The following is a 22,699-nucleotide window of genomic DNA, read 5'->3' on the forward strand; positions in this document are numbered from 1 at the left end:
GAGAATTGAAGAAGACAAGCATCGAATAGGCACAAATATCAGGCATGCATCTATTTCTTCCATTCTTTCTATCGTTCCATTTTTTGGGGTCATTCCATATATATAAACTTATATATTAGAGGAGATTGTAAAATGAAACCTACTTACCCGACGACAACCTTCGATATTTTGTTCACCAGTGATCTGCACGGAGCCATCCGTCCGATTCATTACAACACCAATGCCTATCGCCCTGCCGGGCTTGCTATGCTAGCTACACTCATTCGTAAAGAACGTGAGCGCTCTCCTGAACTGATGCTGGTGGATAATGGTGACTTACTACAAGGCTCTCCCCTGGCCTCCTACGCGGCTGCCAACGTATCCAAGCATCATATTCATCCTTTCATCACCGTGTTGAATGAACTCGGTTATGATGCAGCAGTCATGGGAAATCACGAGTTCAATTATGGTCAGGAGCTGCTCCATGAAGCCGTTGAAGGCTCTACATTCCCATGGTTGTCTGCTAACATCGTTCGGACTCGTCCGCAAGAAGATCATGAAAGATTACTAGAAAGTGAGCAAGCTGTTGGGGGCAAAAAGCCAAGCTTCATGACTTATGAGGATGACTCCATTGTTGTTCATTCTTACGGAACTGATTCCGAAAAAGGGAAACGTCCCCTAGCACCATTGGAAGCTGGCATTCCTGCATTTGGCCCTCCCTATCTGATTAAGACATTATCTACGGGTGTCAAAATTGCTCTACTAGGCGCGACTACACACTACATCCCGAACTGGGAACATCCCAAAAATATTGAAGGATTACAGTTCCTTGATGCATTAGATACCATTCGTGCATGGGTTAATTACATTCGCGAAGTGGAGAAGCCAGATGTGCTTGTGGTTAGTTATCATGGTGGATTCGAAAGTGACCTAGAGACTGGGGAACCGGCTGAACGGTTGACTGGAGAGAATCAAGGGTATGCGATCTGTCGAGATATCAAAGGGATCGATGTACTTCTCACAGGACATCAGCATCGCCAGCTCGCTACCGAAATCCATGGTGTAACCGTCATTCAGCCTGGATTCAGTGGAAGCGGCATAGGGCATGTATCAGTTCAGTTACAGCAAAGTCCAGATGAAACATGGCAGATTACAGATAAACAAGCTAAGCTTCTGCGCTTGGATGAACAGCATGAGCTTGAACCCGATGCCATGGTTATGACACTTACGGATGAACTGGAGACTCAGGCTCAAGCATGGTTAGATCAACCGATTGGTGCGGTATCCGGTGACTTGTCGATCTCCGATGCGACAACGCTCCGACTTCAGGCACATCCATTCATTGATTTTGTTCATCAGGTACAGATGGAAGCAACGGGAGCACAGCTCTCAAATACGGCCATGCTTAGTGAAGAAGCCCGCGGATTCGGAAGTCAGATCACGGTTCGGGATGTGTTATCGAATTTCATCTATCCTAACACGCTTACCGTATTAGAGCTGAGTGGTCAGGATATTCGAGAGGCGTTGGAGCAAAGTGCACGCTACTTCGAACTGGATTCCTCAGGGAATGTTATCGTTAACCCGGCCTACATCGAACCTAAACCACAGCATTACAATTATGATATGTGGGCAGGCATTGAATACGAGCTTGATATCTCTCAGCCTGTAGGCAATCGAGTCGTGAAGCTAGAGCGTCATGGTATACCAATTGCGATGGATAGCTCCTATTCTGTGGTCATGAATAGCTACCGTGCTGCTGGGGGAGGCGATTATGCTATGTATCCAGGTAAAAAGGTGCTGCATGAAGGAGCCACGGATATGGCTGCATTAGTGGAGGATTACATTCGTAGACATCAACCGTTGACGGTGCAGCCGGCGAATAATTGGAAGGTTATGAACTAGGACACGGACATGTCTTAACTTCAACTGAAACGATTATAAAGACCACTTGGAGGTTAGAAAAACCTCTACCAAATTAATATAGCCTATGAAAGGTTCTTGATTAAGAATCTCTCATAGGCTATTTCATTTCATGATTGGCCAGGCATTCGCCTGAACCTCTAAAAAGGTAATATACTGTTCACAATGAGCACGAGTATAAACAAAGCAATCCATACCAACAACAGGTTCGCCATAGCTATAGCCCACTTATACTTCCCTTTATGATAGAATCCCCAACAAGATAGTGATCCTAACACAGCAATCGGATAAGACATCAGTAAATAAAAGGCAGCAGCATAGTTCGATGCATAGTCATATGAAGTTAGGGCATCAAACATAAATAGGCTCATCATCAACACGATGGGATACGCAAATAATGTTAATAAGTACAAACCATTAAATAAAAAGAGACATGTTGCAATTGTTGAGTTTTTCAATGTTCCAGACAACCTCCATTACTTAGCTTACCTTATACGAATACCCGTGCTTTGTGAATAAGCTCTATTATATCCATTTTATTACATAACGTCATGGTTACTACTTCCATATTTCCTCTGTGAGATATCTGATAGTTTGGAGTGAATACTGGTATCACGCACTCCGTATACAAGCCAGGATTGAACAATAGTAAAGAGCAGGATCAGAAGGAATTACGCCCCTCCGTCCCGCTCTTATATTCAGCCTAGCCTAAGTTTAAGCATTGACTACAAGCTGATTGTTTTTTTGACTAATACGTCTGTAATGGAATACAAACAGGATCAGCCCTAGAACACTTGTAATAATTTCAGTTATAGTCATAGACCAGATCACGCCTGTGAGACCAAAGTAATTATGGAAAATAATGATCACTGGAATGAACAAGGTTCCTTGGCAGATTGCCATCACATTGGTTGGAATCCCCTCTCCAGCAGCTTTGAAGATACCAGTAAACAGTCCAGTAAGCCCGGTGAACAACGCTGAGATCAGCATCGCAATCAGGATAGCGGTTCCGGCCTCAAGCACCGAGATATCAGATGAGAACAGGCGAATGACTTGTTCCTTAAATACATAGACGATGCCGATAAAAATCACCGCGATCGCCGCAATATACAGCGTCGCCTGTTTATACGTTGCTTTTAATCGAGCAAAGTTTCCACTTGCAAAATTATGCGCCACGAGCGGAATAATTCCCATGAAGATCCCCATCGTTAGAAACTCAGGCAACTGCACAATCCGTAGCGCAATACCAAAGCCAGCAACAATGTGATCACCAAATGTCATGGCATAGTGGTTCAACAACAGAGTCGATACGATCAGGAATGACGTTTGCAGAAGTTCGGATACGCCAATCTTATACACCTCTAACTGATCTTGCAGATTCAGCTTCCAGTGCTTCAAGAAGCCTCTCAGATTCTCACTGCGATATGATAAATACCAGATATAATAGGCTGCTGAGCAAGCATTCGCCAGTACGATGGACAGTGCAGCACCGAATACATGCCAATCGAAGATAAGAATGAATAGTACATCCAATAGAATGCTGGCAACGATGCTAATGAGCATACCATACATCGATTCCTTCGATGCACCTTCCGACCGAATCAACTGTTCCAGTGCAAAGTTCACGATGACAATCGCTCCACCTGCCAATAAGGTAATCGCGTACTGACTCGTGTATGCATATACAGCCTGATTGGCGCCAAGTCCATGAACAATCGGCGTGATGAACAACCATGAGATAAGGGCAATCAATAAACCAGCAGCTAAGCTGAAGTAAAGTGAGTAACCTGCAACCTTCCTCGCTTTCTCCCCTTCACCCGTAGCCGTTAGGCGGGTAATGAAGGTGCCGCCACCGACCCCAAACATATTGCCAAACGCCATCAACACAGTGAAGATTGGTAAGCCGAGGGTAATGGCACTGAACATGCCTGTATCATGAACCAGACCAATGAAAAAAGCATTGATGAGGTTATACAACGTCCCCGCAGACATGCCCAACATCATAGGAATAGACAGATGCATAATGGATTTGTGGACAGGGGCTGTGCTCAGATAATATGAGTTTGAATGTTTTTCTTTCAACGGAATTCCGCCTCTCTTTTAATTATAACAATTAGACATCTAAGTTTTTGAACAAAAAAATAGATATCGCAGCATTACCAACCAACGTTGGAAAAACTGATAAATAGAATGCGAACTGTTTGAATTCTAACTATTTAGATATGAGCAGTTAATCCTGCTCAGGTGTGTCAGACCTCTTAGAGGTTCTGATTAACCTTAGTTAATAACTGCATCAATGTTGCCTGTTCTTCTTCGTTCAAGCTTGCCACGATCTCGTGCTCAACCTTGGCAAACATCTGGGCTACATCTTGAATCACTTGCTCGCCCTTAGGCAAGACGTATAAGTTCTTCTGCCGCTCATTATCCGAAGGAATCTTCCGCTCGATATACCCGTTCTTCTCCAAGCCTTTCAGCATACTCGTAATCGTTGCATCCCGCCGGTTGAATGCCTCGGCTAGGTTTTTCTGAATCAATCCGTTATCCTGATGTTCATAGATATATCCGATAATTCGACCTTGTTGAGCATTAAGCCCTAACTCGTTCACTTGATCATCGGCTTTGCGTTTGATCTTGATCCCAATCGTTTGAAATAGATCCGAATACGGTGTATCTTTCCGCAAGAGTACTCTCCTCCTTTTAGTATTACACCTTAAAGTTAGATATCTAAGTGTTCGTAAGCTAAATATACATCCGCCTCGTTACACTGTCAAGCATCGTATTTGATACATTACGTGAATGCTACACTAATCATTCATATGGCTGCCTGAGTGTAAACAATATGGCAAGGCCATGTTTCAACAGCTCATCGGTGTAATCAAATCGCTGCCCAACCACCTTTCTCATGAAACAGGGCACCGCCTGTGAAGGAGTATCGTAACAATAAAGTACATCATACAATCCACACAAAAACGGACACCCTTATAGATCAATGTCATTAAGTTTAGCTTATCTTAATGACATTGCCCTATAGATGTCCGTTTTCTGTATATCCTCTTATTCCATTGCTCTTACTTGGGTCATGAATTCATCTCGCTCAGCACCTGTGGTACCGAGAAGCTCTATCTGAGAATGCCAATGACTCACCCAGCCATTACTGTGCTTTCTTGCGTAGCTGACTATAATACAGCTCGCTGTAGAAGCCACCTTGTTCCAACAAGACGTCATGCGAGCCTTGTTCCAACAGATGTCCATCCTTCAGCACTAGAATCCGGTCTGCTTGGCGGATCGTGTTCAGCCTGTGAGCAATGACAAAGCTGGTACGCCCCTGCATAAGACGTTGCAGCCCCTCCTGAATTTTGATCTCCGTAACAGTATCAATACTACTTGTCGCCTCATCTAACACAAGAATGGATGGGTCCGCTAGAATCGCGCGGGCGATGGCAAGCAGTTGCTTCTGTCCTTGACTGATGCCGCTGCCATCGGCCTGGAGCACTTTGTCATAACCACCCTTCATTCGCGTAATAAAGGAATGCGCATTGGCTAGTTTGGAGGCAATCTCCACCTCTTCGTCTGATGCATCCAGACGGCCGAAGCGGATATTTTCCCGAATCGTCCCTTGAAATAGGAATGAATCCTGAAGAACAAATGCCATATGAGAACGCAAATTCTCTCGGCGAATGGTTGTGAGATCCCGTCCATCCACAGTCAGCGTACCCGCAGTTGGATCATAGAAGCGGGACAATAGCTGTATTAGCGTGGTTTTGCCTGCCCCAGTTGGACCTACTAACGCAATCATCTCTCCCGGCTTCGCTTCAAAGCTAATTTCATGCAAAATGTCACGACCTTCATCATATCCAAAAGAGACCCGGTCAAAGCGCACCGCTCCCTCTACCTTCTCAAGGGATACCGCTGCACCTTCATCCTTCGCTTCTTCATCTTCATCAAGCACTTCAAATACACGCTCCGCTCCGGCTATTGCCGATAATAACGTATTCCACTGATTCGCAAGATCGTTCAGCGGACGTGTAAATTGACGAGCATATTCGACGAAAATGATAATGATCCCCACGGTAACCGTACCCTGAATCGCCAGAATACCACCGATCCCTGCTACAATGGCGAAGCTCAGGTTGTTGAGTCCGTTCATCAGCTTCGGTATAAAACCCGAGATGGTCTGCGCCCAGAAGCCGGAAATCCGGATTCGTGTATTTCGCTCCTCAAACCCACGAATAACCCGTTCCTCTTGGGAAAATGCTTTAATGATGCGCTGACCAGATAACGTCTCTTCAATATATCCATTCAGTTCACCCAGATTACGCTGCCGCTCCTTGAAGAGTGGCCCTGTTCTACGCGTAATCCAGCGCATGCCAAGAGCCATAAGCGGTACGACGATAAATGTAAGCAAGGTCAGCAATGGACTCAGCCAGAGCATGACACCAAACGTCCCCAGTAGCGTTAATATACTTGAAAAAATCTGAATGGCTGAGCTGTTCAATGTACCGCTAACATTCTCGATATCATTCGTAACCCGGCTCATAATCTCACCTTGCTGGCGCTTGCCGAAGAATGGAATAGGCAATTTGTGCAGGTGGGAGAACAGGTCATACCGCATACGATATACCGTCTCCTGTGCGATTTCGATCATCCATATGTTTTGCAGCCAAGATGTCAGGGAGAACAATACATACACCGCAACCAGTCCAAGCAGGAACCTGGTCCAACTAGCGCTGGTTGATTCTCCATCCATAAAGCTATCTACTGCGACGCCCACCATATACGGCCCAAGTAGCGCAAGTGCTGAGCTTGCAAATACCATCAGTAGCACCAGTGAGAGCTTCACTTTGCGGCGTGCAAGATACGTCCAGATCCGCCCCAATGTGCCTGACCAATTCTTCGCCCTTGCCTTCGGCTTAGAGCCGCCGCCTTTGAGCGTTGCAGGATCAAGCGGTGGTGGCGGTTGACGGAAGGGTTCAATGAATGCTTTGAACATGCGGCGTGCCCTCCCCATATTGTGATTGATAGATGCGACGGTACAATTCCGATGAATCCATCAGATCTTCATGTTTACCTTGCCCAATTAGCCGTCCATCATCCAGTAGCAGAATCAGATCAGCAGAGGTTGTGGAGCTAATTTTCTGAGTAATAATAAAGGTCGTACACGACAGTTCTTCCAATGCATCCAGTAATCTTGCTTCTGTGGCTACATCCAGCGCACTCGTACTGTCATCCAGGATTAGAATGCTCGGACGACGGATCAACGCTCTTGCAATGGATAAACGTTGCTTCTGCCCACCCGATAGATTCACTCCGCGTTGACCTAACTGTGTATCATAACCATTCGGTAATTTCTCGATTGTCTCATGAATCTGAGCACGCTTGGCGGCTTCCTTGATCTCAGCCAGCGTAGCATCCTCTCGACCCCAAGCGATATTATCACGGACAGAGCCTGTGAATAGAACGACCTCCTGTGGAACATAACCGATTGCCCCTCGCAGCAACGAGGTATCCAGACGTTCTGCGTTGGTACCGTCAATCCGGATCTGACCTGTGTCCTCCGTGTAGAGCCTTGGAATTAACTGTACGAGTGAAGACTTGCCTGAGCCCGTGGCTCCCATAATGGCAATGCGCTCACCTCGACGAGCAGAGAACGAGATATTTTCAAGTACGGTAATATCGCTGTTCGGATAATGAAAACCAACATTTTTGAATTCGACTGCACCTTGTATCGCCTGTTGTTTTTGAATCGACACAGATGTCCCTCGTTGTCCTAATGAGGCAGACCCTCCTTCATCTGCTGAGAAGCTAGATGCTGACTTCTGAGCCGATTCTGAATCGTCCTCTGTATCAAATACTTCATTCAGCCGCTGCGCTGAAGCGCTTGCTCGAGAGAACGTCACGAGAATCCACGATAAGGCAGACATTGCCCCAATGGTACGAAGCAGGTAGTTAATGACAGCAACCACTTCCCCCACCGTTGCACTGCCCGAGTTAATATCGACTCGCCCGAACCATAGCACAGCGATAATGCAGCCGTTCATCATGAGCAGCATGAACGGCATCGTCGTCTCCGTTAAGCGTAGCGCGGAGATCGTGCCTTTCATCAGCTTGCCGCTGAAGCCGGCAAAGCGTTCAATCTCATGGCCCATCCGTACGAAGACACGGATCAGCCGAATGCCTGTCAGATTCTCCTGGATGACTCCGTTGACGGCATCCAGCCTGCGCTGCACATTGCGGAACAGCAGCGCTGCCTTTTTGATCATCCAAACCACGACAATAAGCAACACAGGCACCATAACGACCAGCAGCAGACCTAATCGCGGATTCACAACCACGGCCATAATCATGCTACCAATCACGACCAGAGGCACACGTGTCATGAATCGCAGACTCATGAAGACGGTATCCTGAACCTGGGTAACGTCCCCTGTTAAGCGGGTAATGAGCGATGAGGTGGCGAAACGATTGAATACGGCATAAGAGAACGCTTGCACTTTATCATACAGCTTCTCCCGCAGATCGTATCCGAATCCTAAGCTCGCATGGGATGCAAAAAACGAACTGGCAATTCCGGCAGCAAAAGCAACAACTGCACTCGCCACGAGCACGCCGCCCCATAACCAGACAACCGACAGATTCCCTTCCTGAATGCCGTTATCGATAATCTTCGAGATGAGATACGGCTGAGCCAGCTCCACTGCAAGCTCAATCAACATCATGACCAGGGCAGCAATGGCGGCAACTCGGTACTTCTTCAAGTAGTGCAACAGCTTGATCATAAGCATTCCTCCGGCTCGGAGCGCTCTAAACGTATATTTTACTCCAGTTCAGAGCCTCCCTTAGACATGTTGTTTTCTCCACTTTGCCCACTATGTAATCATTTTCTATGTACATATATGGTTATTATAACGTATTTTACAATCCTGCTCCTATTCTTATTACCCTACTTTTCTCCAAGAAATAGTCTTCCCCTCTTTTTTAACGCAAAAAAAGGAAGGTATGCCCTTCCCAAGCGGTTTGGATGCTCACAACTGATGTAGCTTCTGATGTAGATATTCCCGGCGTTCTGCCACGTAGGTACGAATTCTCTCAGGTTCACCAGCAAACACATCCATAGGCCATTTCATATAAGGGTCTTGCTCGACTGCTTCGGAAATTTCACGGTGCATGCGATATACAAGCGGCATAATCCTCTTTTCTGTAAAAACGCTCATTAGGTGCTGCTGCATCAGCTTCTTGTATTGTTGACGGAAACTGCGGAATGCCAACAGTCGTCCAGTAAGTTTGTTATAGCCCTGAATACGAACAAGATTGGAGTCAACTCGCGTTCCATAACAGTTCCTCCCCCAAGTGCCCTCATAATCCCAAGGTAAGATGCCATATTTCCCGCTTTTGATTTTCTCATACCATGTGTAATTTTGATGAAATCCGTCAAAGTTTCCTGTAAGCACAGCTCCACTTAACCAGCGCAAATAGTTGTCCGTATCTACCCTCGACTGTAAAAAACGAAACAATTCCAGCCTGGACTTTGTGTTCAACTGCCGAACAAAGGTACTTAACCTTGTACGATCCACATCTTTGCCTCGAATTAAGCTGTATCCGGATAATAGATCGATGCTTGTTGAAGAGGAATCCGAATTTAATGTAAAACCAGCATGATCATTCACCGCGTAAAAGATACTACGTACAGGTATTTTCCTTTGGCGAAAAAAGAAGGATTTCACACCTTCGATTCTCAGGTATACACCCAGTAGCTGTCCGTTTAAGTATAAAACGCAGTGCTTGGTAGATGGCGCAGGCACCCGGATCGACTCAAAAAAGCGAAAAGACAGCGCATTGCGAATGAGCGAAGGATCATCGTACTCTGCATTAAAGTGATACGTTCGACTAGCTGTACGAATCTCGAATGATTTTTTGGCATAACCGCGTGTATGCCCCCCTCGGTAACGAATCCGGATCGGAAGCTGCTTGCCATCCATCTGCATCGTGCTGTTCACAAACGTATCCGACCATATATTGGACGTTAACTGTTGATATTCGGTTGTAGACAAGCTGATATGGTAGACAGGTAAAGCCATTTCCATCCGCCTTTCGAGTACCTGTGAGATTCGCCCGTAGGTCTTTACCTCATCCTATGCAGAAGTACAGAAAATCGTATGGGCGAATGCACGGTCCTGTATGTATCACATCCAACTTCACATGTAAAAATGTGAAGTAACCGTGTTATAAATCTATAAGTATACATTCAAATTTCATAGATTATAGCCAAAATAGTATAAAAATAGATTCCTGGCTAGTCCCTCCAAGAAGCATGTCACATATGCTTAAACTACAGACAGACACGAATGACAAATGGAAGGGATCACGATCACATCCACCATTTTTGTCCATCTGAACTTAAATCATGGAAGGGGTAAAACACAATGTCTATGAATGGTCAAGGAATGAGAGGTTTGTTGGGAAGAGAAATTAAGATTAACCGGGGAGGTCCTGATTCAGTACAAGGTACACTGACGGACGTACGCTGGGACTATATGGCAATAAACTGTAAAGAAGGGATCGTCTACGTTAATGAATCACATGTCAAAAGCATAACAGATACAGGTCGTTCCGGTGGTAACAGAAATGCAGCCATGGGTAATCCTATTCCCTCCAACACGTTTTTGGGCGTTATGCAGGCTCTCCGCTTCCGCCGTGTTCAGATCAACCGGGGCGGCCCTGAAAAAGTCGAAGGTATCCTGGCTGATGCCAACCAGACCCAATTAATCATGGCTTTGAAAAATCAGGAGATTGTTCGTATTCCGATACAACATGTGAAATCTGTATCCGTCGTACGTGGTGGGAGCAACAACAATAACAATAACGGTAATACTAACAACAACAGTAATAATACAAGTCAAGGAAACCAAGCCGCTCAAGGTAATCAGGCAGTTCAAGGAAACCAATCCCGTGGCAATCGTTCCCAAGGAAATCAAGCCCAAGGTAATAAGTCCGGCGGTACTAAATCCAGTGGCAACAAGTCGCGGAACAATCAAGGCAATCGCTCCCAGGGGCAACAGGTTCAAGAGAACCAAGCCCGTGGCAACAAATCAGGTGGGAACAAATCCCGTGGCAATCAAGGCGACAAAGGCAGTCAATCCCGTGGCAACAAATCTGGCGGTAAAAAGAAGTAACCAAACTAAACTAATATCTTAAATTATCTATTAGCTTAAAGGGGGGAATTATCATGTTGATCTTCATTACATTAGTCTTAATTGGTGTGCCTTTTTACTGGATCGTTGCGCCCGGAAGACCTACCACTCCATCCCATGAATATCTACTCCAAGCTTCGTCCGGACTTCTCCCCCTGGGAGGTGAATCACAGTAAATGTCGGACTACCAGATGTGGTTAACCTTTGGGGTATTTATCATCACTGTCATTTTCCTGATGTGGCGTCCTGGTGGATTAAATGAATCCATCCCCACTTCACTTGGCGCCCTTCTTCTTATTTTAACTGGAGTGAGCAGCTATGCTCATATTGTTGGAATCTTCGGAATCGTATCTGGTGCAGCCGTAACGATTCTCTCTACAATTGTAATGTCAATTATTCTGGATAGCATCGGTTTTTTTCGCTGGATCGCCTTGAATATGATTGAGAAAGCGAGAGGTTCTGGCTTTCGATTGTTCTGGCTAATTCTATTACTTTGTTTTCTCATGACCATCTTCTTCAATAATGATGGCAGTATTCTAATCACAACGCCGATTATTATTCGAATCTGTTTCATTCTTCGTTTGAAAATGCATCAACAGTTGCCCTACCTGATCTCCGGTGCGCTCATCGCTACGGCTTCCAGTGCGCCAATTGGACTAAGTAATCTGGCTAATCTGATTGCTCTGCAAATGGTAGGCTTAAATCTGAATACGTATACTCTGATGATGTTTGTGCCCTCTATGCTTGCGATCATGGTGATGACCGTACTTCTATTCTATTATTTCCGCAAGAGTATTCCCAAAGTCATCCATCACTTCCCTGTATCCCTGCAATCTTCATCAGGTTCAGGATATCATCCACTACAGACGGATGAAACGGAGAATAAAGTAGACTGGTGGCTGTTCCGTGTCTGTATAGGCATCGTTGTATTTATCCGAGCAGGATATTTTTTAGCTGAGCAAGTCGGTATACGCATGGAAGTTGTCGCACTCACCGGTGTTATTCTCATGCTCGTTGTGCGTTGGTACCGTACCCGTACTGGACTCAAAGATGTGATAACACAAACACCTTGGCACATTCTACTCTTTGCCTTCAGCATTTATGTTATTGTGGATAGTCTTCACCGAGCAGGAATGACAGCATCCATTATTCAGTGGATGCAACCTATGATAGAAGGGGGAAATGCCAGTATTATCGCTGTATCGGGGTTGATGCTCACTCTGCTTTCCAATCTGTTCAACAATTTACCTTCTGTCATGATTGGAACCTTTGCCGTTACAGATCTTCAACTGAGTGAATCTCAACTACATCTTGCGTATCTTGCAAATATTCTGGGAAGTGATATCGGAGCCTTGCTGACACCGATAGGTACCTTAGCAACATTAATTTGGATGTATATATTAAAGACCCATCATATTCGAGTCTCCTGGAAACAGTATATGAAAGTAACCATCATTGTGGTACCCATCAGTCTGATTGTTAGCCTAATTTCATTATTTATTTGGACATCTATAATCTATTGAGAGGAGGAATACTGTGGAACTCGTTACGCATTGGCTGGGTAAATCAATTGAATTGGAACTGTCTGGTTGTAAACTTCCAATTCAAGGAGAGATCATTGATGTAGGTCAGGATCTGATTGTAGTCTATGAAAACAATCGTTTTGTCTATGTTCCACTTCACCATATTCAAACCATGCACGCCAACGCCTCAGATTTAAGTGTAGTTATTCCGAAGCCTGATCCTGAGATAGATCACGACAACATTTCGTACCGAAAAATGCTGATGAACGCCCGTGGACGATTCAGCGAGATATCTATCGCAGGACGAAAACTGCATGGTTATATTACGAACATTATGAATGACTATTTTATGTTCTACTCTCCCTTATATCATTCTTCTCTATACGTTTCAATCAATCATCTGAAGTATATTATTCCATCTCCTACCAACAGCACCCCCTACTCTCTTAGTCAGCAACACTTTCCTATTCAGCCCTCGTCCATGTCACTCTCCCGTACATTCGATCAGCAACTGCATAAAATGATAGGCCAACTTGTTATCATCAACCTTGATTGCAAGCCTTACCATGCAGGAGTACTGAAGAATATAAATGGTCATTTACTTGCACTGGTAGGAGCGGAAGGGACTTCTTTAATTATGCATACCGACCATATCCAGACTATTCACCTCCCTTGACTACCAGCAGAGTGAAAGGTTCATCTGTCTATAATTGATGAACCTAACCTAATACTTCCCTCCTACCATCCCTTTAGTTTAGAGCTAACATTCAAATCAAAAGAACCAGGACATGATGTCCTGGTTCTTTTGATTTGAAGTAGACCAGTGCTTTTCACTGTAATCTAGTCCCTCCAGATATACTTCATTCCAAGCAATAATTTCACTCTGACTTTTCAAAATCAGCCTGTTGCTGTTCATAGATTTCATAGAAGTCTTCCCACACTAGTACATTGTCCTTTTCCTTACTCCACCAGTCTTTGTACCACGCTTCAATCTCCGAGCCGCCTCCTTGCTCCCACTTCTGCTGCGCTTCCGTCGCAGCCTGTTCCACCGTATACTTACTGCCGCCAATAATGGAACGAGTGTATATATCATTGATGGCTGTCGTTACATTGGTCAACTTCACTTGCAGTTCTTTTGGCAGTTGCGGCATGTGCTCTGAATGGGTAACCCCTTCTCCCACAGGAAGGTCCGTCATATATACCTCTCGCGCTTCCTTGAAGAGACGGAGCCCCTCCTTCTGAGATGGAATTTCTTCACTGAACAGCATTTCAGTGTATCCGCATTTACCTTCCTCTAGACGACTGTATAGCATCGCATAATCACCCGCCCAACTTACCTCTTGTTTATATTTCTCCTGATCCGAGATACGCGGACAGCCTTGATCGTTCAACGTATAATGTGTGCCTTCAAATCCGTTTTTGAAGGTGCGACCGTTTTCTGTTTTGGTTAGAAAATCAATATACTGCATGGCCGCTTCGGGATTTTTAGCACGAGCATTGATGGCTGCGGTCATCTGAACCGGGTTGTTCCACACCATCGTATACTGCCCTACCGACGTAGAAGGTAACGGGATAACCTTCAATTTTGCCTCTGGAACATTCTGCATTAATGTATCCAGTTCCTTGGCTGCAAACCCCGTATAATCGGAGGTCATGGCGGCATACATGCCGATTTTGCCATTCAAGAAATCCTGCTTCGCCTTGGCACCGTCCTTATCGGTCAGAAAATCTTTGTCTACTACACCTGCTTCATACAGCGCACGTTTGAATGAGGTTGCTTCCTTCAAGTGGTTAGGGCCAACCACAACCTCTCCGTTCTCCATGTTCACAAAGTTCGCATTATACATATACCGGAACAGACCTGCCGTGTCACCGAACTGAAATCCACCAATACCGTAGGTGTCATTGACTCCGTTGCCGTCAGGGTCATTTTCTGTAAACGCCTTGGCAACTGCCAGCATCTCTTCCTCATTGGTCGGTACCTCCAGATTCAGCTTCTCCAGCCAATCTTCCCGAATGAAAAAGCTCGTCAGCGGAAAAACCTCATTCATACGTCCCACTTCATATAACTTTCCATCACTTTTGATGCCCGCTTTCTTAAGCTGCGGATACTTCTCCATCAGTGCCTTGTATTCCACACTGGAGTTCTCGATCAGATCATCTAACGGCATCAACTGTTTCTGATTAAACAACGTATTTCGGATCGGTGTACCGAATTCAAAGATAAGATCGGGCGCGCTGCCAGAAGCAAATAATACATTCAGCTTGGATTGGGATTCCCAGCGGGGAACTGCCGTGTATTTTACATTTGCCGGGCCGTTCTCATTAATCCACTTTGACCACATATTATCTTCAATCGTACCCATACCGCTAGGGACGGCTCCCCGATCATAGATCGTTGACGTGATGTTCCCCCTGCTATTCTCCCCCTCTGCCTGTTCACCTGAGCCTCCCCCAGAACATCCAGCCAATAACCCGCCAATTAACCCCAGAACGAGACTCGACTTCATCCATGCCTTCATCGTTAATGCCATAGATAAGACCCTCTTTCTCCCTATATTATGAACGGATGCGATGTGACCAACAGCCTGCCTTACCCTTTAATCGAGCCAAGCATGACCCCTTTGACAAAGTACTTCTGCAAAAATGGATATACCGCCAAAATAGGTATGACCATCACGATGACAGCCGCTGCTCGGATACCTTCTGGAGTCAGGTTCGAAATCATCGTTGGATCGGTAAAATCCTGTACATTCAGATTGGACATAATCATGTTTTGGACAAGCACGGTCATGTTGTATTTCGACGTATCATTGATATAAATCATCACGCTCATGAATGAGTTCCAGTAGCCTACACCGTAAAAGAGAGCAATCGTCGCCAGCAATGGTTTGGATAACGGCAGTACGATTCGGAACAAAAGCCCAAGTTCTCCACACCCGTCGATGCGTGCAGCCTCGTCTACTTCCCCCGGCAGATTTTCAAAATAAGATCGCATGATCAACATGTTATATGTGCTCACGAGACCCGGTAACCAGAGTGCTCCATAACTGTTCACTAGACCGAGATTCTGCACAACCAGATACGTTGGAATGAGTCCACCGTTAAAAATCATCGTAAACACCATCGCCATCGTAAAAAAGCGTCTGTGATAAAAGTGTCTGCGTGACAGCGGATAAGCCGCCATAATGGTTACGGCCATGCTTAGCCCAGTACCAATTAAAGTAATCTCCACACTGTTCCAAAATGCATTCAGAATCGGCGTCCCCGTAATCAGACTGTGATACGAGAACCATGTAAAATCGACCGGCCATAATCCTACCTGACCAGAAACGACGGCTCTTGCATCACTGAACGATAAGGCGACGATATTCAGTAGAGGCAGGATGCAGCTAATCGCTACCAATGACAACAATACATAATTGATTAGATAAAAGACTTTTTCTCCTCTAGTTTTTCTCATGCCGCTTCTGTTCCCCTCCCTACCACAAACCTTCGTTAAATCGACGTGCAATATAGTTCGCGCTGAAAATGAGGATAAAGGCAACTAGTGACTCGAATAGCCCCATTGCTGTCGTCAGACTGAATTGAGCTCCCTGAAGACCGGTGCGGTATATATACGTACTGATTACATCCGCAATCTCGTTGACATTCGAGTTCTGAAGCATATACACTTGGTCGAATCCAACCTCCATCACCCGTCCCATCGACAAGATCAGCAGGAGGATAATCGTGGAGCGAATGCCCGGAATGGTCACATGCCAGATCTGACGTAGCTTACTGGCTCCATCCATCTGCGCAGCCTCATATTGGCTTGGGTCGATAGTCGTTAGTGCCGCGAGAAAAATGATGGCATTAAAGCCCATGTCCTTCCAGATACCAGATCCGACGAACACGGCAATCCATGAACCCTTGTTATACATAAACGGATAAGGTTCTCCGGTCCAGGCTTCGACCCAGCGGTTCACGATGCCATTCTCCAAGGAGAATACCGTCATGATCATCATCGCAATAATGACCCAAGAGAAGAAATGCGGCATATAGACCACCGTCTGTACTGTCCGCTTGAAAGCCATGTTCCGCACTTCATTCAGCATAATAGCTAGAATAATCGGAATGGGGAATCCAATAATGATGCTTAATAAACTGAGGAACAAGGTGTTACGAATAATCTCCACCGTACGTGGATCACTGAACAGTGTCTGAAAATGCTGCAAGCCCACCCATGGACTGTTCCATAGACCGTCGTAAAAATTATAATCCTTGAAGGCCATGACCAATCCCCCGATGGGCGCATAACGAAAGGTCAGATAGAACAAAATTACTGGGACAAACATTACGATTAACGGAATATTCATCTTGAATCGTCGCAGCCGTTGCTGCCGAATGCGCTGCTTCATTTCATCGTCCGGTGGTTGGAAACCAGATGGCGAACCTGCGGTCAGTTCCCCCTTCATTTGCATCACTCCCTTCAACTGCTGATGTACTATAGTTGTATTTTAGATAAAAATGTAAGCGTAAACATTCGATATTTAACGATTCTTTTTTAAATTTCTACACAAAAATAACCCCACATGGTCTGGTGGGGTCATCCTTGATATTTTGCCGCTAAGGGAGCGGGTTTCGTTCGAAACGATATACATTAGAAAAAGCAGACTGTTTATTACACGGTTACTTGTGGGGAATTCCGCCTATTTTCTTGTCTACCTGTTCACCTTTTTGCTTGCGGTATTCGCGGGGCGAGACACCTGTCATTTGTTTGAATACCGTCGTGAAATAACTGGAATTATCAAACCCCGTTTGTTCGGCGATGTCCGCCATGCTCTGCCGGGTACGGTGAAGCAGCAGCTTTGCTTTCTCAATTCGGCGTCTGCTTACATATTGGCTGAAGCCTTGTCCGGTCTCTTTTTTGAACAAATGACTTAAATAATTGGGTGTCACATGAACATGCGTGGAGACTGATTGCAACGTGCAACTTCTGAAATAATTCATCTCAACATACTGCACCACTCGTGTAATGACATGATCCTGATGTTCCTGAGTTAACCTTCTCAGCATATCCAACCACTCTTCACTCTTACAGCGAGCCCAGGCGATGACTTCCGGTACGTGATGAACCCATAACAGTGGCTCTGGACCAAATTGCTCCGTGCTACTGGAATCCTGGAGTTGAAGCTGCTGTGCCAGCAATTCTGTCATCACCTTCATAAGCATATGTACCTCTTCTTTGGCTCGTGGCAGAGTCATCTGGGACGCTTCTATTAAGAGAGCATCTATACGATGAGTCATCGTTGCGAATTGATGGTGGAGCAATAGCGAATTCAGTTCCTCTCTCAGTCTTTCGGTTCGGTCTACTTGACTGTATTGTGCCCTGATCTGATTGTCGGACTGTTTCTGACGATATCGTTCATGTGCCTTACGTAGCACCTGACATGCTTCATCGAGGGAAAACGGCTTCAGCAGAAATTCAATCGCTCCGTAACGGATAGCGCGCTGCGCATATTCGAATTCACGATACCCTGTCAGAATAATAATCATGATGTCGCGTCCACTCTCGTGTATACGTTCAGCCAAGTCCAGACCGTCCATTACAGGCATGTTGATATCCGTAATAATCAGATCAGGTGTGCAATGGTCTACGACTTGTATTGCTTCTTCTCCATCTGCTGCTTCCCCAACAACTTCCCAACCAAGGGGATTATTCCGAATCAGATGGATCAGTCCTTGACGAAATAACGTTTCATCATCCACTACAAGCAAACGTCCATTCACAGAACCTACTCCTCTCTGTTATCTGAATGTTCTGAACGAGAATTCTCACCTAACTGATAAGGTAAGCAAAGCCGTACAAGAGTGCCTTCATTTACCTTCGACTCGATCTGCACACCATAGGGCTCGCCATGAATCAGTTCAATTCTTCGAAGAACGCTCTGCATCCCTATATGTTGACGCTTCTCATCCGCAGGTGCCATGGGTTCCATAATGCGCTCTATCACCGATGTGTTCATGCCGCAGCCATTATCCGAGACTTCTATGATAAGCATGTCTGGTAGCACATTCTGTCCATCTTGGTGTGAGCAACGAATATCCAGATGACGGTTATCTCTCTTGTCTGCAAACGCATGAACAAACACATTCTCCACGATCGGTTGAAGCAGCAAGCGAATCACCTGGCAACGGAGCAATTCTGGAGGAACGGAAATTTCAATCGACAACGCTTCCTGGTAACGTGCTTGCTGAATCTGCAAGTAATGTTCGATCTGGTTCATCTCGTCTTGTAAAGTCGTTAACCGCTGTACAGGTTCAAGCGTATATTGCAGCATTTCGGACAAGGCAGTGACCAGGCGAGCTGATTTCTCGTCACCAAGCATATAGAATTTCCAGAAAAACATACTGAGTGTGTTATACAAAAAGTGAGGGTTTAGTTGTGCTTGAATTGCTTTGAGTTCCGCTTCTTTCTCACTGAGCTCCCGCTCGTACACTTCATGGATCAGTGTGTCAATCCGGGAAGCCATCGCATTGAATCGTTCACCGATGAAACCTAGCTCATCCCGGGTCTCAATCTGTACCCGTGTATTGAACTGTCCATCACGCACTCTTTTCATCGCATTGACTATACTCGCCAGCGGACGCAACAACCTACCACTAATGATTGTGATAATAAGCCAGGAGCATACTATGCTAGCAACCGCAGAGAAGACAGCGACTTTTACGATGATCTTACCTTTATTCTGAATCTGAGCTAGTGATACTTTGCTGACCAAGGTGAAATTAGCCTTGTCTGAAGTTTGTTTGGTATACAAATGTGTCGTGCCCTGTTCATCTCTAATCTCGGTTGCCCCTATACTCAACTCCTTTAAGGGTGGTGGATCAGCATCCTGATTATGAAAAGCATATAGAAGCTCACCATTGGTGTCGAATAGATACACCGCAACTTCATCATTTAGCCGAAGATCTTTGAGATACGATTCAAACAGCGAGGTGTTAAACAGAATTAACATCACACCATACGTCTCCAGATCAACAGAGCGCATTAATCGTCCTGCTAAGATCCAATTGGTCTTCTCTTCCTGTATAAACGCATCCGAATCCAGACGATTCCAAACATATTCGCCGCCTGTTCCTTCTAATCTATGAACCATCTCTGCCAAATAGGAGGGATTCATCTGTTGAAATGAGCCCGCAAAAGCTCCAAGACTAAAGACGTTCTCTTTCAAATCATAAATACGAAGACCCATAATCTCAGGTGCATCCAAGCGTACCTGGTACAATTGATCATCCAATTCATCTTCCAGCTTCATCTGATCATAGGAGGAGATGCCTGCTTCTTGTGCCTTAATGGCATTTTTGACGGAGGGATTCAGGGTGATATAATCGGTGACTTTGTACATATCATTGACCCGGGAATCTAGACGTGCAAGGATCTGTTCTGCGGTAAGGCTGTACTGGCGACTCACTTCTTCGTTAAAAAGGTCGATATGTATGCGATAGGTGATCAGCCCCGTAATTCCTGAGATGACTACTGTGGCCGCCGACAAAAACAATATGAGTTTCGTTTTGAATTTAAAGCGTTTACAAATATGATTCCACCACTTCACATACACTCACCTCACTCTTACTTCCTTACCAGTTTCTTGTAAAAACATATCATACCCCTATGTGAAAAAACAGAAAAACTCTGACAACCACAGAAGCGGCAATCAGAGTTTGAACACATTTGAATCCGTTGCATATTGCAAATGAAGGAATGAAATTGTACAACCAGACCAGACTTGCTCTTGGTCAAGCTGTCATTATTCCCCGTAAATTTCCTTGATTCGCTCTTCCTTGTTCGTAGACAACAAGACATTCAGGAATCCCATCGCATTGTTTGCCTCTGTTCTCGCTGCTTTGTACGCTTCGGCAAATGCTGCTTCATCCTGCGTAGGATCGAGCTCTGCTAGTTTGCCCCATGAGGTACGAGCCTTGTCATACAACGTGGTCAGTGTGATGTCATCCGTCGTTTGTGCAACAGGTGCCATCGACTCAAACTCGGAGGACTGTTGGAAGAAACGCAATGTATTAACAAAGGATGGAGCACTATAATCCTTGTTATTCATCGTATCCTCGGTAATTAACAGACCTTCTCGAGCAATAAACAGCGTTTTGACCATAGCACGCTCCAGGTTAGTCGCTTCCCCCCACGTTATGTAGGATACATCAGGTGCTTGAGTTGTCGTAAAGAAAGGAAACGCATCATCAATCAATTGCTGTGAATCCGCATGAATTGGAGTGCCCGTATTCAGATCAACTACAGCATCACTGTAGTTGGCAATGTTCACGTTCTTGGAATCTTTCTCACTTACACGGCGCACCGGGTGGTCATCTAACGGAATGCGGATATATCCTACGTTGTCCGCATACTTCTCAACGAGTTCATCCATCGTTGAATCAAGACCGATCTGCCCCTCTTTTACAGAAGAATCTGGCTCGCTTGTGTTGGAATCAGATGAAGTGTCGGCATCCGAACTAGCTGCTGTCTGATCTGCTGGCTTTTCAGTTGCGGCCGTTACTTGAGTGGAGTCCTGTGTCGGCTCCGCCGTCTTCGCTTCCTTTGCTCCTCCGCCACAGGCGGTCAACACAGCCGCCAAGCTAAACAATGCAACGAACATTTTAATTGAACGATTCCAATTCATTGTGTGATCTTCCCCTTATCTTGTGATTGTCTCTGAGATTCATTAACCTGTACATCAAAGAATGAATAGAACTTCCGAACGCAATCCATTCATATGGATTGATTACATAGCTCACAAATTTGATTCACATAACATGCATAGTTCACAATTACATATGGTTTGTATTTTAGCATAAGTTAAATCTTGGGTGTATACGTCGATATACCTGTGCCATGTGGGTCTTCAACTCCCCTATCAATATCGCGCCGACAAATAAAGAAACACCGTTATCTAGTAGAAGACAACGGTGTTCATGAATGCTGATTGAATTGAGGTCAATCACTTGTTACTTGTACAACTTATACAGAGGGCTCGAGTCTACTTAATCCCTTTCGCCTTCTCCATATGTTCTGCTCGAATCTGAGAGTCTGTCGAATTCGCGGAGGATAACATCTCATAGATGGCTTGAATGTCCTGCTCCTTGTACACCGTCTCCGGGACTTCTGACTCAAGTTTCTCTGTCTTACGCAGAATCGTCTCTACGAGTTCATGATCATAGATGATCAGTTCATCCGATTGAACATAGCGAACAGCAGGATCGACGCTGATTCGGCAACGATTGGTGAACGTCACCATGGAGATCATGCGAACCCTTTTGTAATCCCCTAGATGTGCTTGAATGGCCTCCACATGTCCGCGATGCTGCATTAACGGATTGTACATCTTAATTCGGCTGCTGCTGACCGTCCAATTAGCCTCTCTTCTTCCCCCCCGAATCTCTCCTGTGGTTAAATTACGAGTCTCAATGACGAAAATCCCTCTTGGCCCGATGACCACATGATCAATCTGCGAGTAACCTGAGCGCGATTTGGGATTGGTTACAAGTAAATCATGCAAACATTTGTACTCTGAAGGAAGACGGTACAGCTGCTCCGCCGTACTTGGTTCCTCTGGTTGCTGGGTCCAGTCCCCTTCCGTTTTGCGACGACTACGAGCCATCCGTGTCCGACTTGGGATTGTCGCAGACATCGGCGGGGCTGAAGCAGTAATCGAGTTTGCTAGCTCTGGCTGTGACTTGAACAGAGACATTATTTTTTTGAACATGGGCAAGCTCCGTTCGATTTAGTGTAGGTTTACGGGTCTTTGCGGGAAGCGGAACAATATCCAAGGAAGAATGATGAACTTGATTATGTAAACTTCTATTACTTATGTCGGATAAAAAGCAGGAGAATTAAAGGGATATACGCCAAAAATTCAAGATTCACTTCCATTATACATGGATATTTAACCAATACTGTGACTTTAGACGCATAAATATGAGGGGATTTTGTAAGAAAAACTTGTATCGACGTACTTCAAAGAAGACGGATCGTGTTTAACTGAAGCTTTTCTTACGATAATTGAATGGTTCAGTTCCGCTCCGCTGAGAAACGTA

At 45.2% G+C, this 22,699-nt stretch carries 18 protein-coding genes; 5 read left to right on the top strand and 13 right to left on the bottom strand.

Annotated elements, in window-relative coordinates:
• The first annotated feature begins 132 nt into the window (after positions 1–132).
• Positions 133–1,881: a bifunctional metallophosphatase/5'-nucleotidase gene (locus ASD24_RS08945; RefSeq protein ID WP_056694616.1), complete on the top strand. Its 1,749-nt coding sequence runs from the start codon at positions 133–135 to the stop codon at positions 1,879–1,881.
• Between the two features lie 158 nt (positions 1,882–2,039).
• On the opposite strand, the gene ASD24_RS08950 is transcribed toward ASD24_RS08945, so the two are convergent.
• The 6 genes from ASD24_RS08950 to ASD24_RS08975 all read right to left on the bottom strand — a co-directional run bounded on the left by ASD24_RS08950 (position 2,040) and on the right by ASD24_RS08975 (position 9,974).
• A complete protein-coding gene (locus ASD24_RS08950; RefSeq protein ID WP_056694618.1) occupies positions 2,040–2,357 on the bottom strand; it encodes a hypothetical protein in 318 nt (105 codons plus the stop codon).
• A gap of 256 nt (positions 2,358–2,613) precedes the next feature.
• Positions 2,614–3,921 carry an MATE family efflux transporter gene (locus ASD24_RS08955; protein ID WP_156395392.1) on the bottom strand — a complete coding sequence of 436 codons (1,308 nt, stop codon included), beginning with the start codon at positions 3,919–3,921 and terminating at the stop codon, positions 2,614–2,616.
• 236 nt (positions 3,922–4,157) lie between these two features.
• Entirely contained in the window at positions 4,158–4,580 is a 423-nt protein-coding gene (locus ASD24_RS08960) for a MarR family winged helix-turn-helix transcriptional regulator (RefSeq protein ID WP_056694621.1), read from the bottom strand.
• 470 nt (positions 4,581–5,050) lie between these two features.
• Positions 5,051–6,889: an ABC transporter ATP-binding protein gene (locus tag ASD24_RS08965; protein WP_056694624.1), complete on the bottom strand. Its 1,839-nt coding sequence runs from the start codon at positions 6,887–6,889 to the stop codon at positions 5,051–5,053.
• Positions 6,870–8,675, bottom strand: coding sequence for an ABC transporter ATP-binding protein (locus ASD24_RS08970; RefSeq protein ID WP_056694626.1), 1,806 nt, complete (start codon positions 8,673–8,675; stop codon positions 6,870–6,872). The genes ASD24_RS08965 and ASD24_RS08970 overlap by 20 nt, the downstream gene beginning before the upstream one ends.
• Positions 8,676–8,921: 246 nt before the next feature.
• Complete coding sequence (locus ASD24_RS08975) at positions 8,922–9,974, bottom strand: CotH kinase family protein (RefSeq protein WP_235540470.1); 1,053 nt, start codon at positions 9,972–9,974, stop codon at positions 8,922–8,924.
• 345 nt (positions 9,975–10,319) lie between these two features.
• Between ASD24_RS08975 and ASD24_RS08980 the strand changes: the two genes are divergently transcribed.
• The 4 genes from ASD24_RS08980 to ASD24_RS08990 are packed head-to-tail and all read left to right on the top strand — an operon-like array spanning position 10,320 to position 13,286.
• The gene (locus ASD24_RS08980) at positions 10,320–11,069 is read left to right on the top strand and encodes a hypothetical protein (protein ID WP_056694630.1); all 750 of its coding nucleotides are present in this window, start codon (positions 10,320–10,322) and stop codon (positions 11,067–11,069) included.
• Between the two features lie 53 nt (positions 11,070–11,122).
• Complete coding sequence (locus ASD24_RS30200) at positions 11,123–11,263, top strand: hypothetical protein (protein ID WP_156395389.1); 141 nt, start codon at positions 11,123–11,125, stop codon at positions 11,261–11,263.
• The gene (locus tag ASD24_RS08985) at positions 11,264–12,610 is read left to right on the top strand and encodes an arsenic transporter (RefSeq protein WP_056694632.1); all 1,347 of its coding nucleotides are present in this window, start codon (positions 11,264–11,266) and stop codon (positions 12,608–12,610) included.
• A gap of 13 nt (positions 12,611–12,623) precedes the next feature.
• Positions 12,624–13,286, top strand: coding sequence for a hypothetical protein (locus ASD24_RS08990; RefSeq protein WP_056694634.1), 663 nt, complete (start codon positions 12,624–12,626; stop codon positions 13,284–13,286).
• A gap of 202 nt (positions 13,287–13,488) precedes the next feature.
• On the opposite strand, the gene ASD24_RS08995 is transcribed toward ASD24_RS08990, so the two are convergent.
• From ASD24_RS08995 to ASD24_RS09025, 7 genes are all read right to left on the bottom strand, one after another.
• A complete protein-coding gene (locus ASD24_RS08995; protein ID WP_056694635.1) occupies positions 13,489–15,144 on the bottom strand; it encodes an extracellular solute-binding protein in 1,656 nt (551 codons plus the stop codon).
• Between the two features lie 59 nt (positions 15,145–15,203).
• Entirely contained in the window at positions 15,204–16,073 is an 870-nt protein-coding gene (locus ASD24_RS09000; protein ID WP_056694637.1) for a carbohydrate ABC transporter permease, read from the bottom strand.
• 19 nt (positions 16,074–16,092) lie between these two features.
• On the bottom strand, positions 16,093–17,010 hold the full coding sequence (locus ASD24_RS09005; RefSeq protein WP_056694723.1) for an ABC transporter permease: 918 nt from the start codon (positions 17,008–17,010) through the stop codon (positions 16,093–16,095).
• A 271-nt stretch (positions 17,011–17,281) separates the two neighbouring features.
• Positions 17,282–18,382, bottom strand: a complete 1,101-nt coding sequence (locus ASD24_RS09010) for a response regulator (RefSeq protein ID WP_056694640.1) — start codon at positions 18,380–18,382, stop codon at positions 17,282–17,284.
• A gap of 5 nt (positions 18,383–18,387) precedes the next feature.
• Positions 18,388–20,148, bottom strand: coding sequence for a cache domain-containing sensor histidine kinase (locus ASD24_RS09015; protein WP_235540473.1), 1,761 nt, complete (start codon positions 20,146–20,148; stop codon positions 18,388–18,390).
• 255 nt (positions 20,149–20,403) lie between these two features.
• Positions 20,404–21,285, bottom strand: coding sequence for a hypothetical protein (locus tag ASD24_RS09020; protein ID WP_056694643.1), 882 nt, complete (start codon positions 21,283–21,285; stop codon positions 20,404–20,406).
• 357 nt (positions 21,286–21,642) lie between these two features.
• Positions 21,643–22,353, bottom strand: coding sequence for a nuclease-related domain-containing protein (locus ASD24_RS09025; protein ID WP_235540475.1), 711 nt, complete (start codon positions 22,351–22,353; stop codon positions 21,643–21,645).
• Between the last annotated feature and the right edge of the window lie 346 nt (positions 22,354–22,699).

The organism is Paenibacillus sp. Root52, from assembly GCF_001426865.1.
Taxonomy (GTDB): domain Bacteria; phylum Bacillota; class Bacilli; order Paenibacillales; family Paenibacillaceae; genus Paenibacillus.